This window comes from Rhizobacter sp. P3_C12 (assembly GCF_056402735.1).
In genome coordinates this window covers 1-14,075 of the sequence record NZ_JBFUGW010000051.1, presented here as the reverse complement: position 1 = coordinate 14,075, position 14,075 = coordinate 1, and the positions used below count along the sequence as shown (strand labels likewise).

At 69.4% G+C, this 14,075-nt stretch carries 14 protein-coding genes; 9 read left to right on the top strand and 5 right to left on the bottom strand.

From position 1 onward, the window contains the following. Positions 1-7: 7 nt before the first annotated feature. Positions 8-490 (bottom strand): Lrp/AsnC ligand binding domain-containing protein, encoded by a 483-nt coding sequence (locus tag AC1DXV_RS10935; RefSeq protein WP_047510853.1) that lies wholly within the window; start codon positions 488-490, stop codon positions 8-10. A gap of 92 nt (positions 491-582) precedes the next feature. On the opposite strand from AC1DXV_RS10935, the gene AC1DXV_RS10930 reads away from it, so the two are divergent. Then, entirely contained in the window at positions 583-3,567 is a 2,985-nt protein-coding gene (locus AC1DXV_RS10930) for an L-glutamate gamma-semialdehyde dehydrogenase (RefSeq protein WP_477933547.1), read from the top strand. 102 nt (positions 3,568-3,669) lie between these two features. Then, positions 3,670-5,217, top strand: coding sequence for a methyl-accepting chemotaxis protein (locus tag AC1DXV_RS10925; RefSeq protein WP_477933545.1), 1,548 nt, complete (start codon positions 3,670-3,672; stop codon positions 5,215-5,217). A gap of 30 nt (positions 5,218-5,247) precedes the next feature. On the opposite strand, the gene AC1DXV_RS10920 is transcribed toward AC1DXV_RS10925, so the two are convergent. From AC1DXV_RS10920 to AC1DXV_RS10910, 3 genes are read right to left on the bottom strand one after another with little or no spacing between them, the layout of a single operon-like run. Next, positions 5,248-5,823, bottom strand: coding sequence for a YceI family protein (locus tag AC1DXV_RS10920; RefSeq protein ID WP_047510848.1), 576 nt, complete (start codon positions 5,821-5,823; stop codon positions 5,248-5,250). A gap of 53 nt (positions 5,824-5,876) precedes the next feature. Continuing rightward, positions 5,877-6,449, bottom strand: a complete 573-nt coding sequence (locus AC1DXV_RS10915) for a YceI family protein (protein ID WP_477865907.1) — start codon at positions 6,447-6,449, stop codon at positions 5,877-5,879. 28 nt (positions 6,450-6,477) lie between these two features. Next, positions 6,478-7,020, bottom strand: coding sequence for a cytochrome b (locus AC1DXV_RS10910; protein WP_477865906.1), 543 nt, complete (start codon positions 7,018-7,020; stop codon positions 6,478-6,480). A 317-nt stretch (positions 7,021-7,337) separates the two neighbouring features. Between AC1DXV_RS10910 and AC1DXV_RS10905 the strand changes: the two genes are divergently transcribed. From AC1DXV_RS10905 to AC1DXV_RS10880, 6 genes are all read left to right on the top strand, one after another. Further along, entirely contained in the window at positions 7,338-8,159 is an 822-nt protein-coding gene (locus AC1DXV_RS10905; protein WP_477933543.1) for an IclR family transcriptional regulator, read from the top strand. A gap of 11 nt (positions 8,160-8,170) precedes the next feature. Then, the gene (locus tag AC1DXV_RS10900; protein WP_477865904.1) at positions 8,171-8,947 is read left to right on the top strand and encodes an ABC transporter ATP-binding protein; all 777 of its coding nucleotides are present in this window, start codon (positions 8,171-8,173) and stop codon (positions 8,945-8,947) included. A gap of 1 nt (position 8,948) precedes the next feature. Beyond that, positions 8,949-9,653: an ABC transporter ATP-binding protein gene (locus AC1DXV_RS10895; RefSeq protein WP_477933541.1), complete on the top strand. Its 705-nt coding sequence runs from the start codon at positions 8,949-8,951 to the stop codon at positions 9,651-9,653. A gap of 61 nt (positions 9,654-9,714) precedes the next feature. Further along, the gene (locus AC1DXV_RS10890; protein ID WP_477865902.1) at positions 9,715-10,920 is read left to right on the top strand and encodes an ABC transporter substrate-binding protein; all 1,206 of its coding nucleotides are present in this window, start codon (positions 9,715-9,717) and stop codon (positions 10,918-10,920) included. Positions 10,921-10,929: 9 nt separating this feature from the next. Then, positions 10,930-11,817, top strand: coding sequence for a branched-chain amino acid ABC transporter permease (locus AC1DXV_RS10885; protein WP_477865901.1), 888 nt, complete (start codon positions 10,930-10,932; stop codon positions 11,815-11,817). Between the two features lie 47 nt (positions 11,818-11,864). Then, on the top strand, positions 11,865-12,782 hold the full coding sequence (locus tag AC1DXV_RS10880) for a branched-chain amino acid ABC transporter permease (protein ID WP_465110801.1): 918 nt from the start codon (positions 11,865-11,867) through the stop codon (positions 12,780-12,782). 81 nt (positions 12,783-12,863) lie between these two features. Here the strand turns inward: AC1DXV_RS10880 and AC1DXV_RS10875 are convergent, their stop codons facing one another. Next, positions 12,864-13,325, bottom strand: a complete 462-nt coding sequence (locus AC1DXV_RS10875) for an Lrp/AsnC family transcriptional regulator (protein WP_047510836.1) — start codon at positions 13,323-13,325, stop codon at positions 12,864-12,866. 100 nt (positions 13,326-13,425) lie between these two features. Here AC1DXV_RS10875 and AC1DXV_RS10870 point away from each other — a divergent pair. After that, positions 13,426-14,075 (top strand): thiamine pyrophosphate-binding protein (locus tag AC1DXV_RS10870; RefSeq protein ID WP_477933539.1); only part of this gene is annotated, 650 nt, incomplete at its 3' end.

Below are 14,075 nucleotides of genomic sequence, written 5' to 3'. Positions count from 1 at the left end.
ACAGGCGTCAGATCGGTAGCGCGGTGGTGTTCTTCACCTCCTCCATCACCGCATACGTGTGCGTCTCCCGCACCCCCGGCAGGCTCCAGATCACCGAGCCGATCAGCTCGCGGTACGAGCCCATGTCGGCCACGCGCGTCTTGATCAAGTAGTCGAAGCCGCCCGCCACCAGGTGGCATTCGAGGATCTCCGGGCGCACCTGCACCGCCGCCTTGAAGGCCTTCATGACGTCCGGCGTCGTGCGGTCGAGCACCACCTCGATGAAGACCATCATTCCCGCGCCGAGCTTGTCGGGGTTCAATCGCGCCTCGTAGCCGAGGATGAAGCCGTCGCGCGTCAGCCGCTTCACCCGCTCCAGCACGGCGGTCGGCGACAGGTGCACCGTCTCGGCGAGCTTCAGGTTCGAGATGCGCCCGTCCTGCTGCAGCGCGCCCAGGATGCGGGCATCGATCTTGTCGAGCGTGGCAGGCAGGCTGTGATTGCTTTTCATGGTGAATGAATTCGAGGGCTGGCTTTTTGTCGGTGATTAATTCATGTAATCAGCAGATACGCTAGTAGAACTAACACCAATGGTGACCCAAGATGATTTTTTTGCCGCCGGCTCGCGCCCGCCTGCCCTACCCGTACCGCGCTGAACTGGAGTTGTTAGCAAGCCTGACGCCACCCCTCGCGCAGGCGCTGGACTGGGCGGCGGTGCAGCAGGCGGCCCGCCCCTGGGTGCAGGCGGTGCGCGACAAGCCGGCACCGTTCTGGGCGATGGAGTCGCTGCTGCGGGAATACCCGATTTCCAGCGCCGAGGGGTTGGCGCTGATGCGGCTGGCCGAGGCGCTGCTGCGCGTGCCCGACGCCGAGACCGCGATCGCGCTGACGGCCGACCAGCTCGGCAAGGCGGAATTCGATGCGTCGTCGGGCGGGCCGCACCAGATGCTGGCGAGCCTGTCGGCCAGCGCGATCTCGCTGTCGAAGAAATTCCTGCCGCAGGCCGACGCCGATGCCGGGCTGTTCAAGCGCCTCGGCGCGCAGACGGTGGTGGCCGCGACGGTGCGCGCGATCCAGCTGCTCGGCCGGCAGTTCGTGCTCGGCCGCGACATCGCCGAGGCGATGGGCGAGGCGGCCGCCGCCCGCAAGCAGCACGCCGGGCTGCGCTTCAGCTACGACATGCTCGGCGAGGGCGCGCGCACCGAGGCCGATGCGCGCCGCTACCTGGCGTCGTACGCGAAGGCGATCGAGGCGATCGGCGGGGGCCGCGTCGCCGCCGGGCCGGAAGCGGCCGACGGCATCTCGATCAAGCTCAGCGCGCTGTTCTCGCGCTATGAAGACGCGCAGCGCGAGCGGGTCGGCGCCGAGCTGCTGCCCCGCGTGTGGCAGCTGATCGAGCAGGCCGCGCGCGCCAACATCAACCTGACGATCGACGCCGAAGAGAGCGACCGCCTGGAACTCTCGCTCGACGTGCTGGAGGCGCTGGCCGAGCGCATCGCGCAGCAGTTCCCGCAATGGCGCGGCTTCGGCCTCGCGGTGCAGGCCTACCAGACGCGGGCGCTGCAGGTGGTCGACGAGGTCGCGCGCATCGCCCGCCGGCACGGCCTGAAGTTCATGGTGCGGCTGGTCAAGGGCGCCTACTGGGATGGCGAGATCAAGCGCGCGCAGGAGCTGGGCCTGGCCGGCTACCCGGTGTTCACGCACAAGCACCACACCGACATCTCGTACCTCGCCTGCGCCCGCGCGCTGATCGGGCATGCGGACGTCATCTACCCGCAGTTCGCGACCCACAACGCCGGCACCATCGCGGCGATCCTGCAGATGGCGCGGGCGGCCGGTGCGCCGTTCGAGATGCAACGGCTGCACGGGATGGGCGAGGGCGTCTATCGAGAAGTCATGCGCGATGCCGGCATCCCGGTGCGCGTCTACGCCCCGGTCGGCGAGCACCGCGACCTGCTGGCCTACCTGGTGCGCCGGCTGCTGGAGAACGGCGCCAATTCGTCGTTCGTGCACCAGCTGTCGGACGACGAGGTACCGGTTGAGCAGTTGCTCGCGTCGCCGCTGGTGCCGGCGGCCGCGATCGGCCAGCCGCTGCCGCGCGCGCTGTATGGCGACGGCGCGCGCGTCAACTCGCGCGGCGCCGACCTGGCCTGCCTCGAGGAGCGGGCGCCGCTGGACGCGGCCGTGACCGCGACCGTCGTCGAGCCGGTGCGCGAATCCGCCGTGGCCGACGTGGCCGATGCGATGGCGCGGCTGCACGCCGGCTTCGAGGCCTGGAACGCCGTGCCGCTGGCAGAACGCGCCGCCGTGCTGCGCCGTGCCGCCGATGCGCTCGAGGCCCGCCTGCCCGAGTTCTGCGGCCTGCTCGTCAAGGAAGCGCACAAGACGCTGGGCGACTGCGTGGCCGAGGTGCGCGAGGCGGTCGACTTCTGCCGCTACTACGCCGACCAGGCCGAGGCGCGGCTGGCCCCGCAGACCCTTCCCGGCCCGACCGGCGAGAGCAACGCACTGCAGCTGCACGGCCGCGGCGTGTTCGTCTGCATCAGCCCGTGGAACTTCCCGCTCGCGATCTTCGCCGGCCAGGTGGTGGCCGCGCTGGTGGCCGGCAACGCGGTGGCGGCCAAGCCGGCCGAGCAGACGCCTGCTGTCGCGCAGCGCTTGGTCGCGCTGCTGCACGTTGCCGGCGTGCCGCGCGACGCGCTCGCGATGCTGCACGGCCCCGGCGAGACGGTCGGCGCGGCGCTGGTCGCCGACGCACGCACCGCCGGCGTGTGCTTCACCGGCTCGACCGCGGTCGCGAGGATCATCAACCGCACGCTCGCGGCGAAGGACGGCCCGATCGTGCCGCTGATCGCCGAGACCGGCGGCATCAACGCGATGCTGGTCGACAGCACCGCGCTGCCGGAGCAGGTGGTCGACGCCGTCGTGCAGAGCGCGTTCCGTTCGGCCGGCCAGCGCTGCTCGGCGCTGCGGCTGCTGTGCGTGCACGAGGGCGTGGCCGACGGCGTGATCGAGATGGTGCGCGGCGCGCTGGCCGAGCTGCGCGTCGACGACCCCGCGCTGCTCTCCACCGACGTCGGGCCCGTGATCGACGACGAGGCCTTTCTCGGCATCCGCGGCCACGTCGAGCGGCTGCGCGGCAGCGCGGCGCTGATCGGCGAGGCGCCGGTGGCCTCGGCCTTCCCGCGCCTGGTCGCACCGGTCGCGTTCGAACTGCCGCGCGTCGCCGACGTGCGGCAGGAGATCTTCGGCCCGGTGCTGCACGTGGTGCGCTGGCGCGGCGACGCGGCCGACGTGATCGCGCAGGTCAACGCGCTCGGCTACGGGCTGACGCTGGGCATCCAGACGCGCGTCGACAGCCGCGCGCTGCGGCTGGCGCAGGCGGCGCGCATTGGCAACGTCTACGTCAACCGCAACATGATCGGTGCGGTGGTCGGCGTGCAGCCGTTCGGCGGCGAGGGGCTGAGCGGCACCGGCCCGAAGGCCGGCGGGCCGCACTACCTCTACCGCTTCTGCGCCGAGCAGACGCTGACGATCAACACCGCGGCGGCCGGCGGCAACGCGGCCTTGCTGGCCGGGGGCCACTGAAATCCTGGACAAATGACCCGGTCAAGGCGACCGGCAGCACGTCGAAATGCCTGACACGGCCCCCGCTTCGGGCGCCGTTCCAGGTGTTGCCGAGGTGTTGCGATGAAGTCGATCAAGTCCGTGTTGTTGCTGTTCCTGGCCGTGTTCGTGGTGGCGATGCTGGTGCTGCATGCCAGTGCCCGCTGGAGCAGCGAGCGCATGCAGGCGCAGGCGCGCCAGGTGTTCGTCGCGAAGGACGTGACCGCCGACGTGCTGCCGCCGCCGATGTACCTGATCGAGGCGCGGCTGGTGCTGTCGCAGGCGCTCGAAGGGACGCTGGCGCCGGCCGACGCGGGCCGCGGTTTCGACGCGCTCTTCGACGCCTATGGCGCCCGCGTCGAGTACTGGCGTACCCATCCGCCCTACGGACTGGAGCGCGAGCTGCTCGGCGAACAGCACGAGGCGGCGCAGCGCTTCTTCCAGGCGGCCCGCGCCCAGGTGCTGCAGCCGCTGCGCGACGGGCGCATCGACGCGGCACGCGCCGCGCTGCCGGCGGTGCAGGCCCACTACGAGGCGCACCGGCGCGGCGTCGACCGCACCGTCGAGCGTTCGAACGCGTTCGCCGAAGAGAACATCGCCGGCTTCGACGGCATCGTCGCGACCAACGACCGCACGGCCCTCGCGGTGCTGGGCGGCGCGCTGCTCACCAGCGCCGCACTGTTCGCGCTGGTGTGGTGGCGCCTGCAGCGCGACGTGGCGCGGCCGCTGCAGCAGGCGAGCGGCGCGGCCGCGCGCATCGCCACCGGCGACCTGTGCAGCGAGATCCGCGTCAGCGGGCGCGACGAAGCGGCCGACGTGCTGCGCGCGCTGGTCGACATGCAGGCCGGCCTGCGGCGCGTGGTCGGCGAGGTGCGCGAAGGGGCCGACGGCATCGCCACGGCGAGCGCGCAGATCGCGCAGGGCAACATGGATCTGTCGGACCGCACCGAGCAGCAGGCCGCCAACCTGCAGCAGACCGCGGCCGCGCTGCACCAGATCGACACCAGCGTGCGCGGAAATGCCGAAAGCGCGCGGCTCGCCGACAGCGCGGCCGCCGAGGCCTCGCAGGTGGCCGATCACGGCGGCACGGTGGTCACCCAGGTGGTCGCGACGATGAACGAGATCGGGCAGGCGGCCGAGCGCATCGGCACCATCGTCGGCGTGATCGACGGCATCGCGCTGCAGACCAACATCCTCGCGCTGAATGCGGCGGTCGAGGCGGCTCGATCGGGCGAGCACGGCCGCGGCTTCTCGGTGGTGGCCAGCGAGGTGCGGTCGCTGTCGCAACGCTGCGCCGAGGCGGCGCGGCAGATCCGCGGCCTGGTTGCCGAGAGCACGCAGCGCATCGAGCAAGGGCACCGCCTGGCCGACGAGGCCGGCACGACGATGCAGCGCGTGGTGCGCCAGTTCGCGCAGGTGTCGTCGCTGATCCGCGAGATCAGCGGTGCCTCGCACCAGCAGACGCAAGGCGTCGGCCAGGTCAACGATGCGGTGCAGCAGCTCGACGGCGTCACGCAGCAGAATGCCGCGCTGGTCGAGGAATCGGCCGCCGCGGCGGGCAGCCTCAGCGCGCAGGCGCAGCGGCTGGCCGGCGCGATGTCGGTGTTCCGGCTCGAGGCCGGCGCCGCCTGAACAGGCCGCGCCGGTTCTCCTTCGTCGCGTTTACTGCTTGACGGCTTCGATCTGGATCAGCAGGCGGATGTTGTCCGGCAGGCCGTACTGCAGGCCGTAGCTGACGCCCCACTGGCTGCGCTGGATCGTCGTCTCGAAGTCGCCGCCGCAGACCTCGCGCTTGAGCATCGGGTTGTCGTAGCAGTTGAAGTTCGCGGCCGTCAGCGTGACCGGCTGGGTCTTGCCGTTCATCGTCAGCGTGCCGGCGACCGAGGTCACCTTGCCGGCGCCGTCGAAGGCGAACTTGTCGCCGACGAACTTGGCGGTCGGGGCCTCGGCGGCGTTGAAGAAGTCCTTGCCCTTCAGGTGTGTGTCGAGCGCCGGCACGCCGGTGCTGACCGAGGTCATGTCGAAGGTCACCTCGGCACGGCCGCTCTTGCCGGCCTTGTCGAACGAGACGGTGCCTTCCTTCTTGTCGAAGCGGCCGCGCAGCGTGCTGGTGTTGAAGTGCTTCGCCTCGAAGGTCACGAAGGTGTGGGTCGGGTCGACCGCGTAGGTCGCGGCTTCGGCGTGGGCGAGGCCGGCAGCGGCGAGGGCGGCGGCGGCGAGGAGGGTCTTGGTCAGCATGGGAGAGGTCCTGGTGAGGTGGGTGAAGTACAGCAGAAGGGGAACGGGGTGAATCAGAGGGCGCCCACGCCGGTCAGCGCGAGCTTGAACTTGACGGTGACGTCGTTGGCTACCATCGAGGTGTCCTTCCAGTCGCCGTCGCCGATCTTGAAATCGAGGCGCTTGATCACGAAGCTGCCGGTCGCGGTGGTGTTGCCGCCGGCCTGCGCCAGCACCACCGGCACCACCACGTCGTGGCTCGCGCCCTTGATCGCCAGCTTGCCGGCCACGTCGAACTTGCCCGGGCCGGTGGCCTTGACCGTGGTCGACTGGAAGGTGGCCTGCGGGAACGACTTGGTGTTGAACCAGTCCGGCTTGGCGACTTCGGTCTCGGTCTCGGCGGTGCCGAGCGAGACGCTCGCCAGGTCGATCGTGAAGCCGATCTTCGCGGCCTCGGGCTTCTTCGGGTCGAACGCGACCTGCGCGTCGAACTTGCGGAACTTGCCGTCGACCGGCACGCCCATCTGCTTGCTGGTGAAGGCGATCTCGCTCTGCGCCGGCACCACCTTCTGCTGCGCCTGGGCGCAGGCAGGGAAGGCGAACGCGGCAGCGAGGGCGAAGCTGGCGACGGTGAGGTAGGTTTTCATTCGAAGGTCTCCCGGTGAAAGTGAGGGGTCAGCGCGAACCGCCGGGCAGCATGCGGGCGAGCAGGCCGTCGCGGTCGATGATCTGGTGCTTCAGTGCCGCGGCGATGTGCAGCAGCACCAGCGCGGCCAGGCCGTAGGCGAGCAGCGCATGGACTTGCTTGGCGGTCTCGGCCAGCGCCTTGTCGGCCGGCACGAAATCCGGCAGCGGCAGCAGCCCGAACACGACGATCGGGAAGCCGGCCGCCGAGCTGTACGCCCAGCCGGCCAGCGGTACCGCGAAGAACAGCCCGTACAGCAGCCCGTGCGTCCAGTGCGAGGCGCGCTGCTGCCAGGCCGGTGCCGGCAGGTCGGCCGGCGGGCGGTGCGTCAGGCGCCACAGCAGGCGCAGCGCCGACAGCGCGAGGATCGTCACGCCGGACCACTTGTGCCAGTTGAAGAGCTTCAGACGCTGCGGCGAGAACGGCAGGCCGCTCATGTACAGCCCGACGCAGAACGTGGCGACGATGGCCAGCCCCAGCAGCCAGTGGAAGCTGATGGCAACGGCGTCGTAGCGTGAAGGCGGAGCGCGCATGGAAGACCTTGAAACAGTTTGAAGCACTTGGGCAGGCGGAGCTGCGGGTGTGAAGTGCGACTTTAAGAGCAGGTCAAGGTGACGAAGTTCACCCGGCTTGTCGCAACCATTCAAAAAAATGCAGCGAGCAGCCCCGCGCAAACCCTGTGCGGACTTTCCCGCGAACCGGCCACGGCGGCATTCACCGGCGCAAAGACCCCTCTTAGACTGCGCCGGCTGTTCGATGGGTCGATCCAGGTTCAACCCATTGAACGGTATCTCTCCTCGGAGTCCCCCGGAGCCCCCTCCATCCACTGCGCCGCGTCGCTGTCCAACGCATGCTGCAAGAAGCCCGACATCCCCGCGCTCCCGCGACCAAGCCGGCCCTGGTGCCGGCCGTCACGCGGGCCGCCGCGTTGCTGGACCTGCTGGCGCAGCAGCGCGAGGCGATGAGCCTGGCGCGGCTGTCGGCCAGCCTCGGCCTGCCGAAGAGCAGCGTGCACGGGCTGTGCAACACGCTGAGCGCGCTGGGCTACCTGCGCCGCGAGGACGACGGCTGCTTCTTCATCGGCCCGCGCGTGATGGGCCTGGCGCATGCGTTCGTCGCCCACACCAGCCCGGCGCAGGAATTCACCGCGCTGTGGGCCGAGGCCGGTGCGGCGCCGTCCGAGACGGTGATCCTGTCGGTGCTCGATGGCGCCGACGTGGTCTACGTCGCCGCCCGCAACGGCGTGCGCCCGCTCGGCCTCGCGTTCACCGTCGGCATGCGCCTGCCGGCGCACCGCGCGGCCACCGGCAAGGCGATGCTCGCGTGGCTGGACGAGGCCCGGCTGCTCGGCCACTTTCCGCAGGATCGGCTGCCGGGCTTCATGAACCGCGCGCCGATCGAGCGCGGCGCGCTGCTCGACGAGCTGGCCGCGATCCGCCGCCGCGGCTACAGCACCGACGACGAGAGCGTGCGCGAGGGCGTGTACTGCTTCGGCGCGCCGGTGTTCGACGCGTCGGGCCAGGCGGTCGCCGGCGTCGGCGTGTGCCTGCAGAAGGCGATGCTCGACCCGCAGGTCGCCGCGCAGCAGAGCGAGACCGTGATGCGCGTCGCGCGCGAGCTGACGCAGCGCCTGGGCGGCAGCATGGCCGTGCCGCACGAAGCGAATCCATGAGGTCGACAGCCATGAGCACCACAGACACCATCCTCGAGACCCGCGCGCTGACGAAGGAGTTCAAGGGCTTCGTCGCGGTGAACCAGGTCGACCTGAAGGTCCGGCGCGGCCACATCCATGCGCTGATCGGCCCGAACGGCGCCGGCAAGACGACCTGCTTCAACCTGCTGACCAAGTTCCTGACGCCCACGCGCGGGCAGATCCTCTTCAACGGCGCCGACATCACGCGCGAGAAGCCGGCGCAGATCGCGCGGCGCGGCGTGATCCGCTCGTTCCAGATCTCGGCGGTGTTCCCGCACCTGAGCGTGCTCGAGAACGTGCGCGTCGCGCTGCAGCGCAAGCTCGGCACCTCGTTCCACTTCTGGAAATCGGAGCGCTCGCTGCATGGGCTGAACGACCGCGCCCGCGCGCTGCTGGCCGAGGTCGACCTCGCCGGCTATGCCGACACGCCGACCGTCGAGCTGAGCTACGGCCGCAAGCGCGCGCTCGAGATCGCGACCACGCTCGCGATGGAGCCCGAGCTGATGCTGCTCGACGAGCCGACCCAGGGCATGGGGCTGGAGGACGTCGACCGCATCCGCCAGCTGATCAAGAAGGTGTCGGCGAACCGCACCATCCTGATGGTGGAGCACAACATGAGCGTGGTCTCGAGCATCGCCGACACCATCACGGTGCTGCAACGCGGCGCGACGCTGGCCGAGGGGCCGTACGCCGAGGTCTCGAAGAACCCGGCGGTCGTCGAGGCCTACATGGGCACCGCCAACGTCGAACTGCAGGGCGCGCACTGACATGGCCGATCGATTTCTCGAAGTCCGCGGGCTGCAGGCCTGGTACGGCGAATCGCATGTGCTGCACGGCGTGGACTTCCACGTCGACGAAGGCGAAGTGGTGACGCTGCTCGGGCGCAACGGCGCCGGCCGCACCAGCACGCTGCGCGCCATCATGGGGCTGACCGGCAGCCGCAAGGGCTCGATCCGCATCCGCGGCCAGGAGGCCATCGCGATGCCCACGCACCGCATCGCGCGGCTCGGCATCGGCTACTGCCCGGAGGAGCGCGGCATCTTCTCGAGCCTGTCGGCCGAGGAGAACCTGCTGCTGCCGCCGAAGCTGGCCGACGGCGGCATGGCGATCGACGAAATCTACGCGATGTTCCCGAACCTGAAGGAGCGCGCCGGCAGCCAGGGCACACGGCTGTCGGGCGGCGAGCAGCAGATGCTGGCCGTCGCGCGCATCCTGCGCACCGGAGCCAAGCTGCTGCTGCTCGACGAGATCTCCGAGGGCCTGGCCCCGGTCATCGTGCAGAAGCTGGCCGAGATGGTGGTGCTGCTGCGCCGCCAGGGCTACACGATCGTGATGGTGGAGCAGAACTTCCGCTTCGCCGCGCCGCTGGCCGACCGCTTCCTCGTGATGGAGCACGGCCAGATCATTCAAGAGTTCACCCAGGCCCAGCTGCCTGACCGCCTGACCCAGCTCCACGAGTACCTGGGCGTCTGACTCTCTCAAGCCTGATCCTTTCAATCCTGATTCCGAAGATCCACCCCACAAGGAGACCTCCATGAAACTGAGCCACATCGCCGCCGCCTGCTCGCTCGCCGCCACCGCCGCCCTCGCCCCTGCCCACGCGCAGGTCTCCGGCGACGTGATCCGCATCGGCTTCATCACCGATATGTCGGGGCTGTACTCCGACATCGACGGCCCGGCCGGCGTCGAGGCCATCAGGATGGCGATCGCCGATGCGGGCGGCGCGATCAACGGCAAGAAGATCGAGCTGGTCGTCGCCGATCACCAGAACAAGGCCGACGTGGCCGCCGCCAAGGCCCGCGAGTGGTTCGACACGCAGGGCGTCGACATGCTGATCGGCGGCACCAACTCCGGCACCAGCCTCGCGATGTCCAAGGTGGCGCTCGAGAAGAAGAAGCCGTTCATCGCGGTGGGCGCCGGCAGCTCGGCGCTGACCAACGAGCAGTGCAGCCCGTACACCATCCACTGGGCCTACGACACGATGGCGCTGGCCAAGGGCACCGGCGGCGCCGTGGTGCGTGCCGGCGGCAAGAGCTGGTACTTCCTGACGGCCGACTATGCGTTCGGCCAGGCGCTGCAGAACGACACCACCAATGTCGTGAAGGCGGCCGGCGGCTCGGTCACCGGCCAGGTCAAGCACCCGCTGTCGGCCAGCGACTTCTCGTCGTTCCTGCTGCAGGCGCAGTCGAGCAAGGCGCAGATCCTGGGCCTCGCGAATGCCGGCGGCGACACCATCAACGCGATCAAGGCGGCCAACGAGTTCGGCGTCACGAAGACGATGAAGCTCGCCGGGCTGCTGGTGTTCATCAACGACATCCACTCGCTGGGCCTGAAGACGACGCAGGGCATGTACCTGACCGACAGCTGGTACTGGAACAAGGATGCCGAGACGCGCGCCTGGAGCCGCAAGTTCTTCGAGAAGGTCAAGCGCATGCCGTCGTCGCTGCAGGCGGCCGACTACTCGGTGACCGCGAACTACCTGGCGGCCGTCAAGGCGACCGGCACCGACGATGGCGACAAGGTGCTCGCGCAGCTGCACAAGGCCAAGGTCAACGACATGTTCGCGAAGAACGGCACGGTGCGCGAGGACGGCCGCATGGTGCACGACATGTACCTGATGCAGGTCAAGACGCCGGACAAGTCGACCGAGCCGTGGGACTACTACAACGTGGTCGAGACGATCAAGGGCGATGCGGCGTTCACGACCAAGGCCGAGAGCAAGTGCGCTTCCTGGAAGTGATGTGACCCCATGACCGAAATCTTCGGCATCCCCCTGCAGGCCTTCGCCGGCCAGTTGCTGCTCGGCCTGGTCAACGGCTCGTTCTACGCGATGCTGAGCCTGGGCCTGGCGGTGATCTTCGGCCTGCTGGGCATCGTCAACTTCGCCCATGGCGCGCTCTACATGATCGGCGCCTATGTGGCCTGGTTCTCGATCGAGCGCTGGGGCCTCGGCTACTGGGGCGCGCTGGTGCTGGCGCCGGTGATCGTCGGGGCGCTCGGCGTCGTGATCGAGAGGACCTTGCTCAAGCACCTGTACAAGCTCGACCCGCTGTACGGCCTGCTGCTGACCTTCGGCCTCGCGCTGATCGCCGAGGGCGTGTTCCGCGACCAGTTCGGCGTCTCCGGCCAGCAGGTCAACGTGCCCGACGCGCTGCAGGGCGCGACCAACCTCGGCTTCATGGTGCTGCCGAACTACCGCGCGTGGGTCGTCGTCGCGTCGCTCACGGTGTGCCTGGGCACCTGGTTCCTGATCGAGAAGACGCGGCTCGGCGCCACGCTGCGCGCCGGCACCGAGAACCCGGCGCTGGTGCAGGCCTTCGGCATCAACGTGCCGCGCATGGTGATGCTCACCTACGCCGGCGGGGCGGCACTGGCGGCGCTGGCCGGCGTGCTGGCTGCGCCGGTGATCCAGGTCACGCCGCTGATGGGCAGCAACCTGATCATCGTCGTGTTCGCGGTGGTCGTGATCGGCGGCATGGGGTCCATCCTCGGCTCGATCCTGACCGGGCTGATGCTCGGCCTGGTCGAGGGGCTGACCAAGGTGTTCTACCCCGAGGCCTCGAACATCGTGGTGTTCGTGATCATGGCCATCGTGCTGGTGATCCGGCCGGCCGGGCTGTTCGGCAAGGAGAAGTGAGCGTGGTGTCCACACCGAACAAGAACGACGCCTTCCAGCGCAAGTCGCTGATCGCCTGGGGCGCGCTGCTGGCGCTGCTGGTGGCCGCGCCCTTCATCGGCATCTACCCGGTGTTCATGATGAAGGCGCTGTGCTTCGCGATCTTCGCGTGCGCCTTCAACCTGCTGCTGGGCTTCACCGGGCTGCTGTCGTTCGGGCATGCGGCCTTCATGGGCTCGGCGGCCTACATCACCGGCTGGCTGGTGCGCAGCGCCGGCTGGACGCCCGAGCTCGGCATCATCGCCGGCACGCTGGTGGCCGCGGCGCTCGGGCTGGTGGTGGGCCTGATCGCGATCCGCCGCCAGGGCATCTACTTCGCGATGATCACGCTCGCGATGGCGCAGATGATCTATTTCGTCTGCCTGCAGGCGCCGTTCACCGGCGGCGAAGACGGCCTGCAGGGCGTGCCGCGCGGCAAGCTGTTCGGCCTGATCCCGATGGCCGACGACCTGGCGATGTACTTCTTCGTGCTGGCGGTGTTCGTCGCGGTGTTCCTGCTGATCCTGCGCATCGTGCATTCGCCATACGGCCAGGTGCTGAAGGCGATCCGCGAGAACGAGCCGCGCGCGATCTCGCTCGGCTACGACGTCGACCGCTACAAGCTGCTGGCCTTCGTGCTGTCGACCGGCATCGCCGGGCTGGCCGGTGCGATGAAGACCTTCGTGCTCGGCTTCGCGACGCTGTCGGACGTGCACTGGTCGCTGTCGGGCGAGGTGATCCTGATGACGCTGCTCGGCGGCATGGGCACCTTCGCCGGGCCGGTGCTGGGTGCGTTCACGATCATCGGGCTGCAGGACTACCTGGCCGACCGCGTCGGCTCGTGGGTCACGGTGATCATCGGCGTGATCTTCGTCGTGTGCGTGATCGCGTTCCGGCGCGGCTTCGTCGGCGAGCTGATCGCGTGGCAGAAACGCAAGAGCGGCTGACCATTCCGTTCGCCCTGAGCCTGTCGAAGGGCCTGTTCGCATCGAACCAGGGCGTCGACAAGCTCAGCCCGAACGGGCTCTTCAGCGTCGCAGCGGCAGCAGGCTCTGCTTCAGCTGCCGCAGCACGAAGCTCGACTTGCTGTGCCGGATCCCCGGGATCTTGTAGAGCCGCTCGCGCAGCAGCCGTTCGTAGTCGCGCGTGTCGCTGACGGCGATGCGCACGTAGTAGTCGTAGTCGCCCGACACCAGGAAGGCCTCCAGCACCTCGGGGATCGCCTCCAGCGCGCGGCCGAACTCGAACAGCGCCTCGTCGGAGTGGCTGTCCAGCGTGACCTGCACGATCACCGTGTCGGGCAGCCCGACCTCGGCCGCGTTCACGCGCACCGAGTAGCCCTCGATCACGCCGGCCTGCTCCAGCCGCTTGATGCGGCTCCAGCACGGCGAGCTGGTCAGCCCGACCTGCGTGCCGAGCTCGCCCATGCTGATGCGGGCGTCGCGCTGCAGCGCTTCCAGGATGGCGATGTCGAACTTGTCGAGCTGCATGCTGTGACCTCTTGAGGATGCAGGAGGATTTGCCGCTGGCATCGTAACCCGCCGAACTTTCAGCAGCCTTTGCTGCGCGTCGCACGAGAAACTTCCGGGCATGAATGCGCCCCTCGCCCTCGCCTGCCTGCAACCCGCGCAGAGCCCCGCCCACATCCCCGACGGTGCCGACCTGCTGGTCGCGACGCTGCTCGCGCACGGCATCGACACCGTGTTCGGCTACCCCGGTGGCGCGGTGCTGCCGCTGTACGACGCGCTGCACCGCGAGCCGCGGCTGCACCATGTGCTGGTGCGGCACGAGCAGGCGGCGGTGCACGCCGCGCAGGGGTATGCGCGCAGCAGCGGCCGCATCGGCGTGGTGTTCGTGACCTCGGGGCCCGGCATGAGCAACACGACGACCGGGCTGCTCGATGCGCTGTGCGACTCGGTGCCGGTGCTGTGCATCAGCGGGCAGGTCGCGACGACCTCGATCGGCACCGATGCGTTCCAGGAGTGCGACGCGCTCGGCATCTCGCGGCCGGTGACGAAGTGGAACGCGCAGGTGCGCAGCGCCGCGCAGCTGGTCCCGCTGCTGCGCAAGGCGCTGAGGGTGGCCACCAGCGGGCGGCCCGGGCCGGTGCTGCTGGACCTCCCGAAGGATGTGCAGCTCGCGCCGCAGGTGCCGGTGCACGCGAGCGCATGGAAGGCCGAGCCGCGGCCGGCACGCCCGGGCGCGTCGCTGCGTCGCGCGGTCGACGCGCTGCGCGAGGC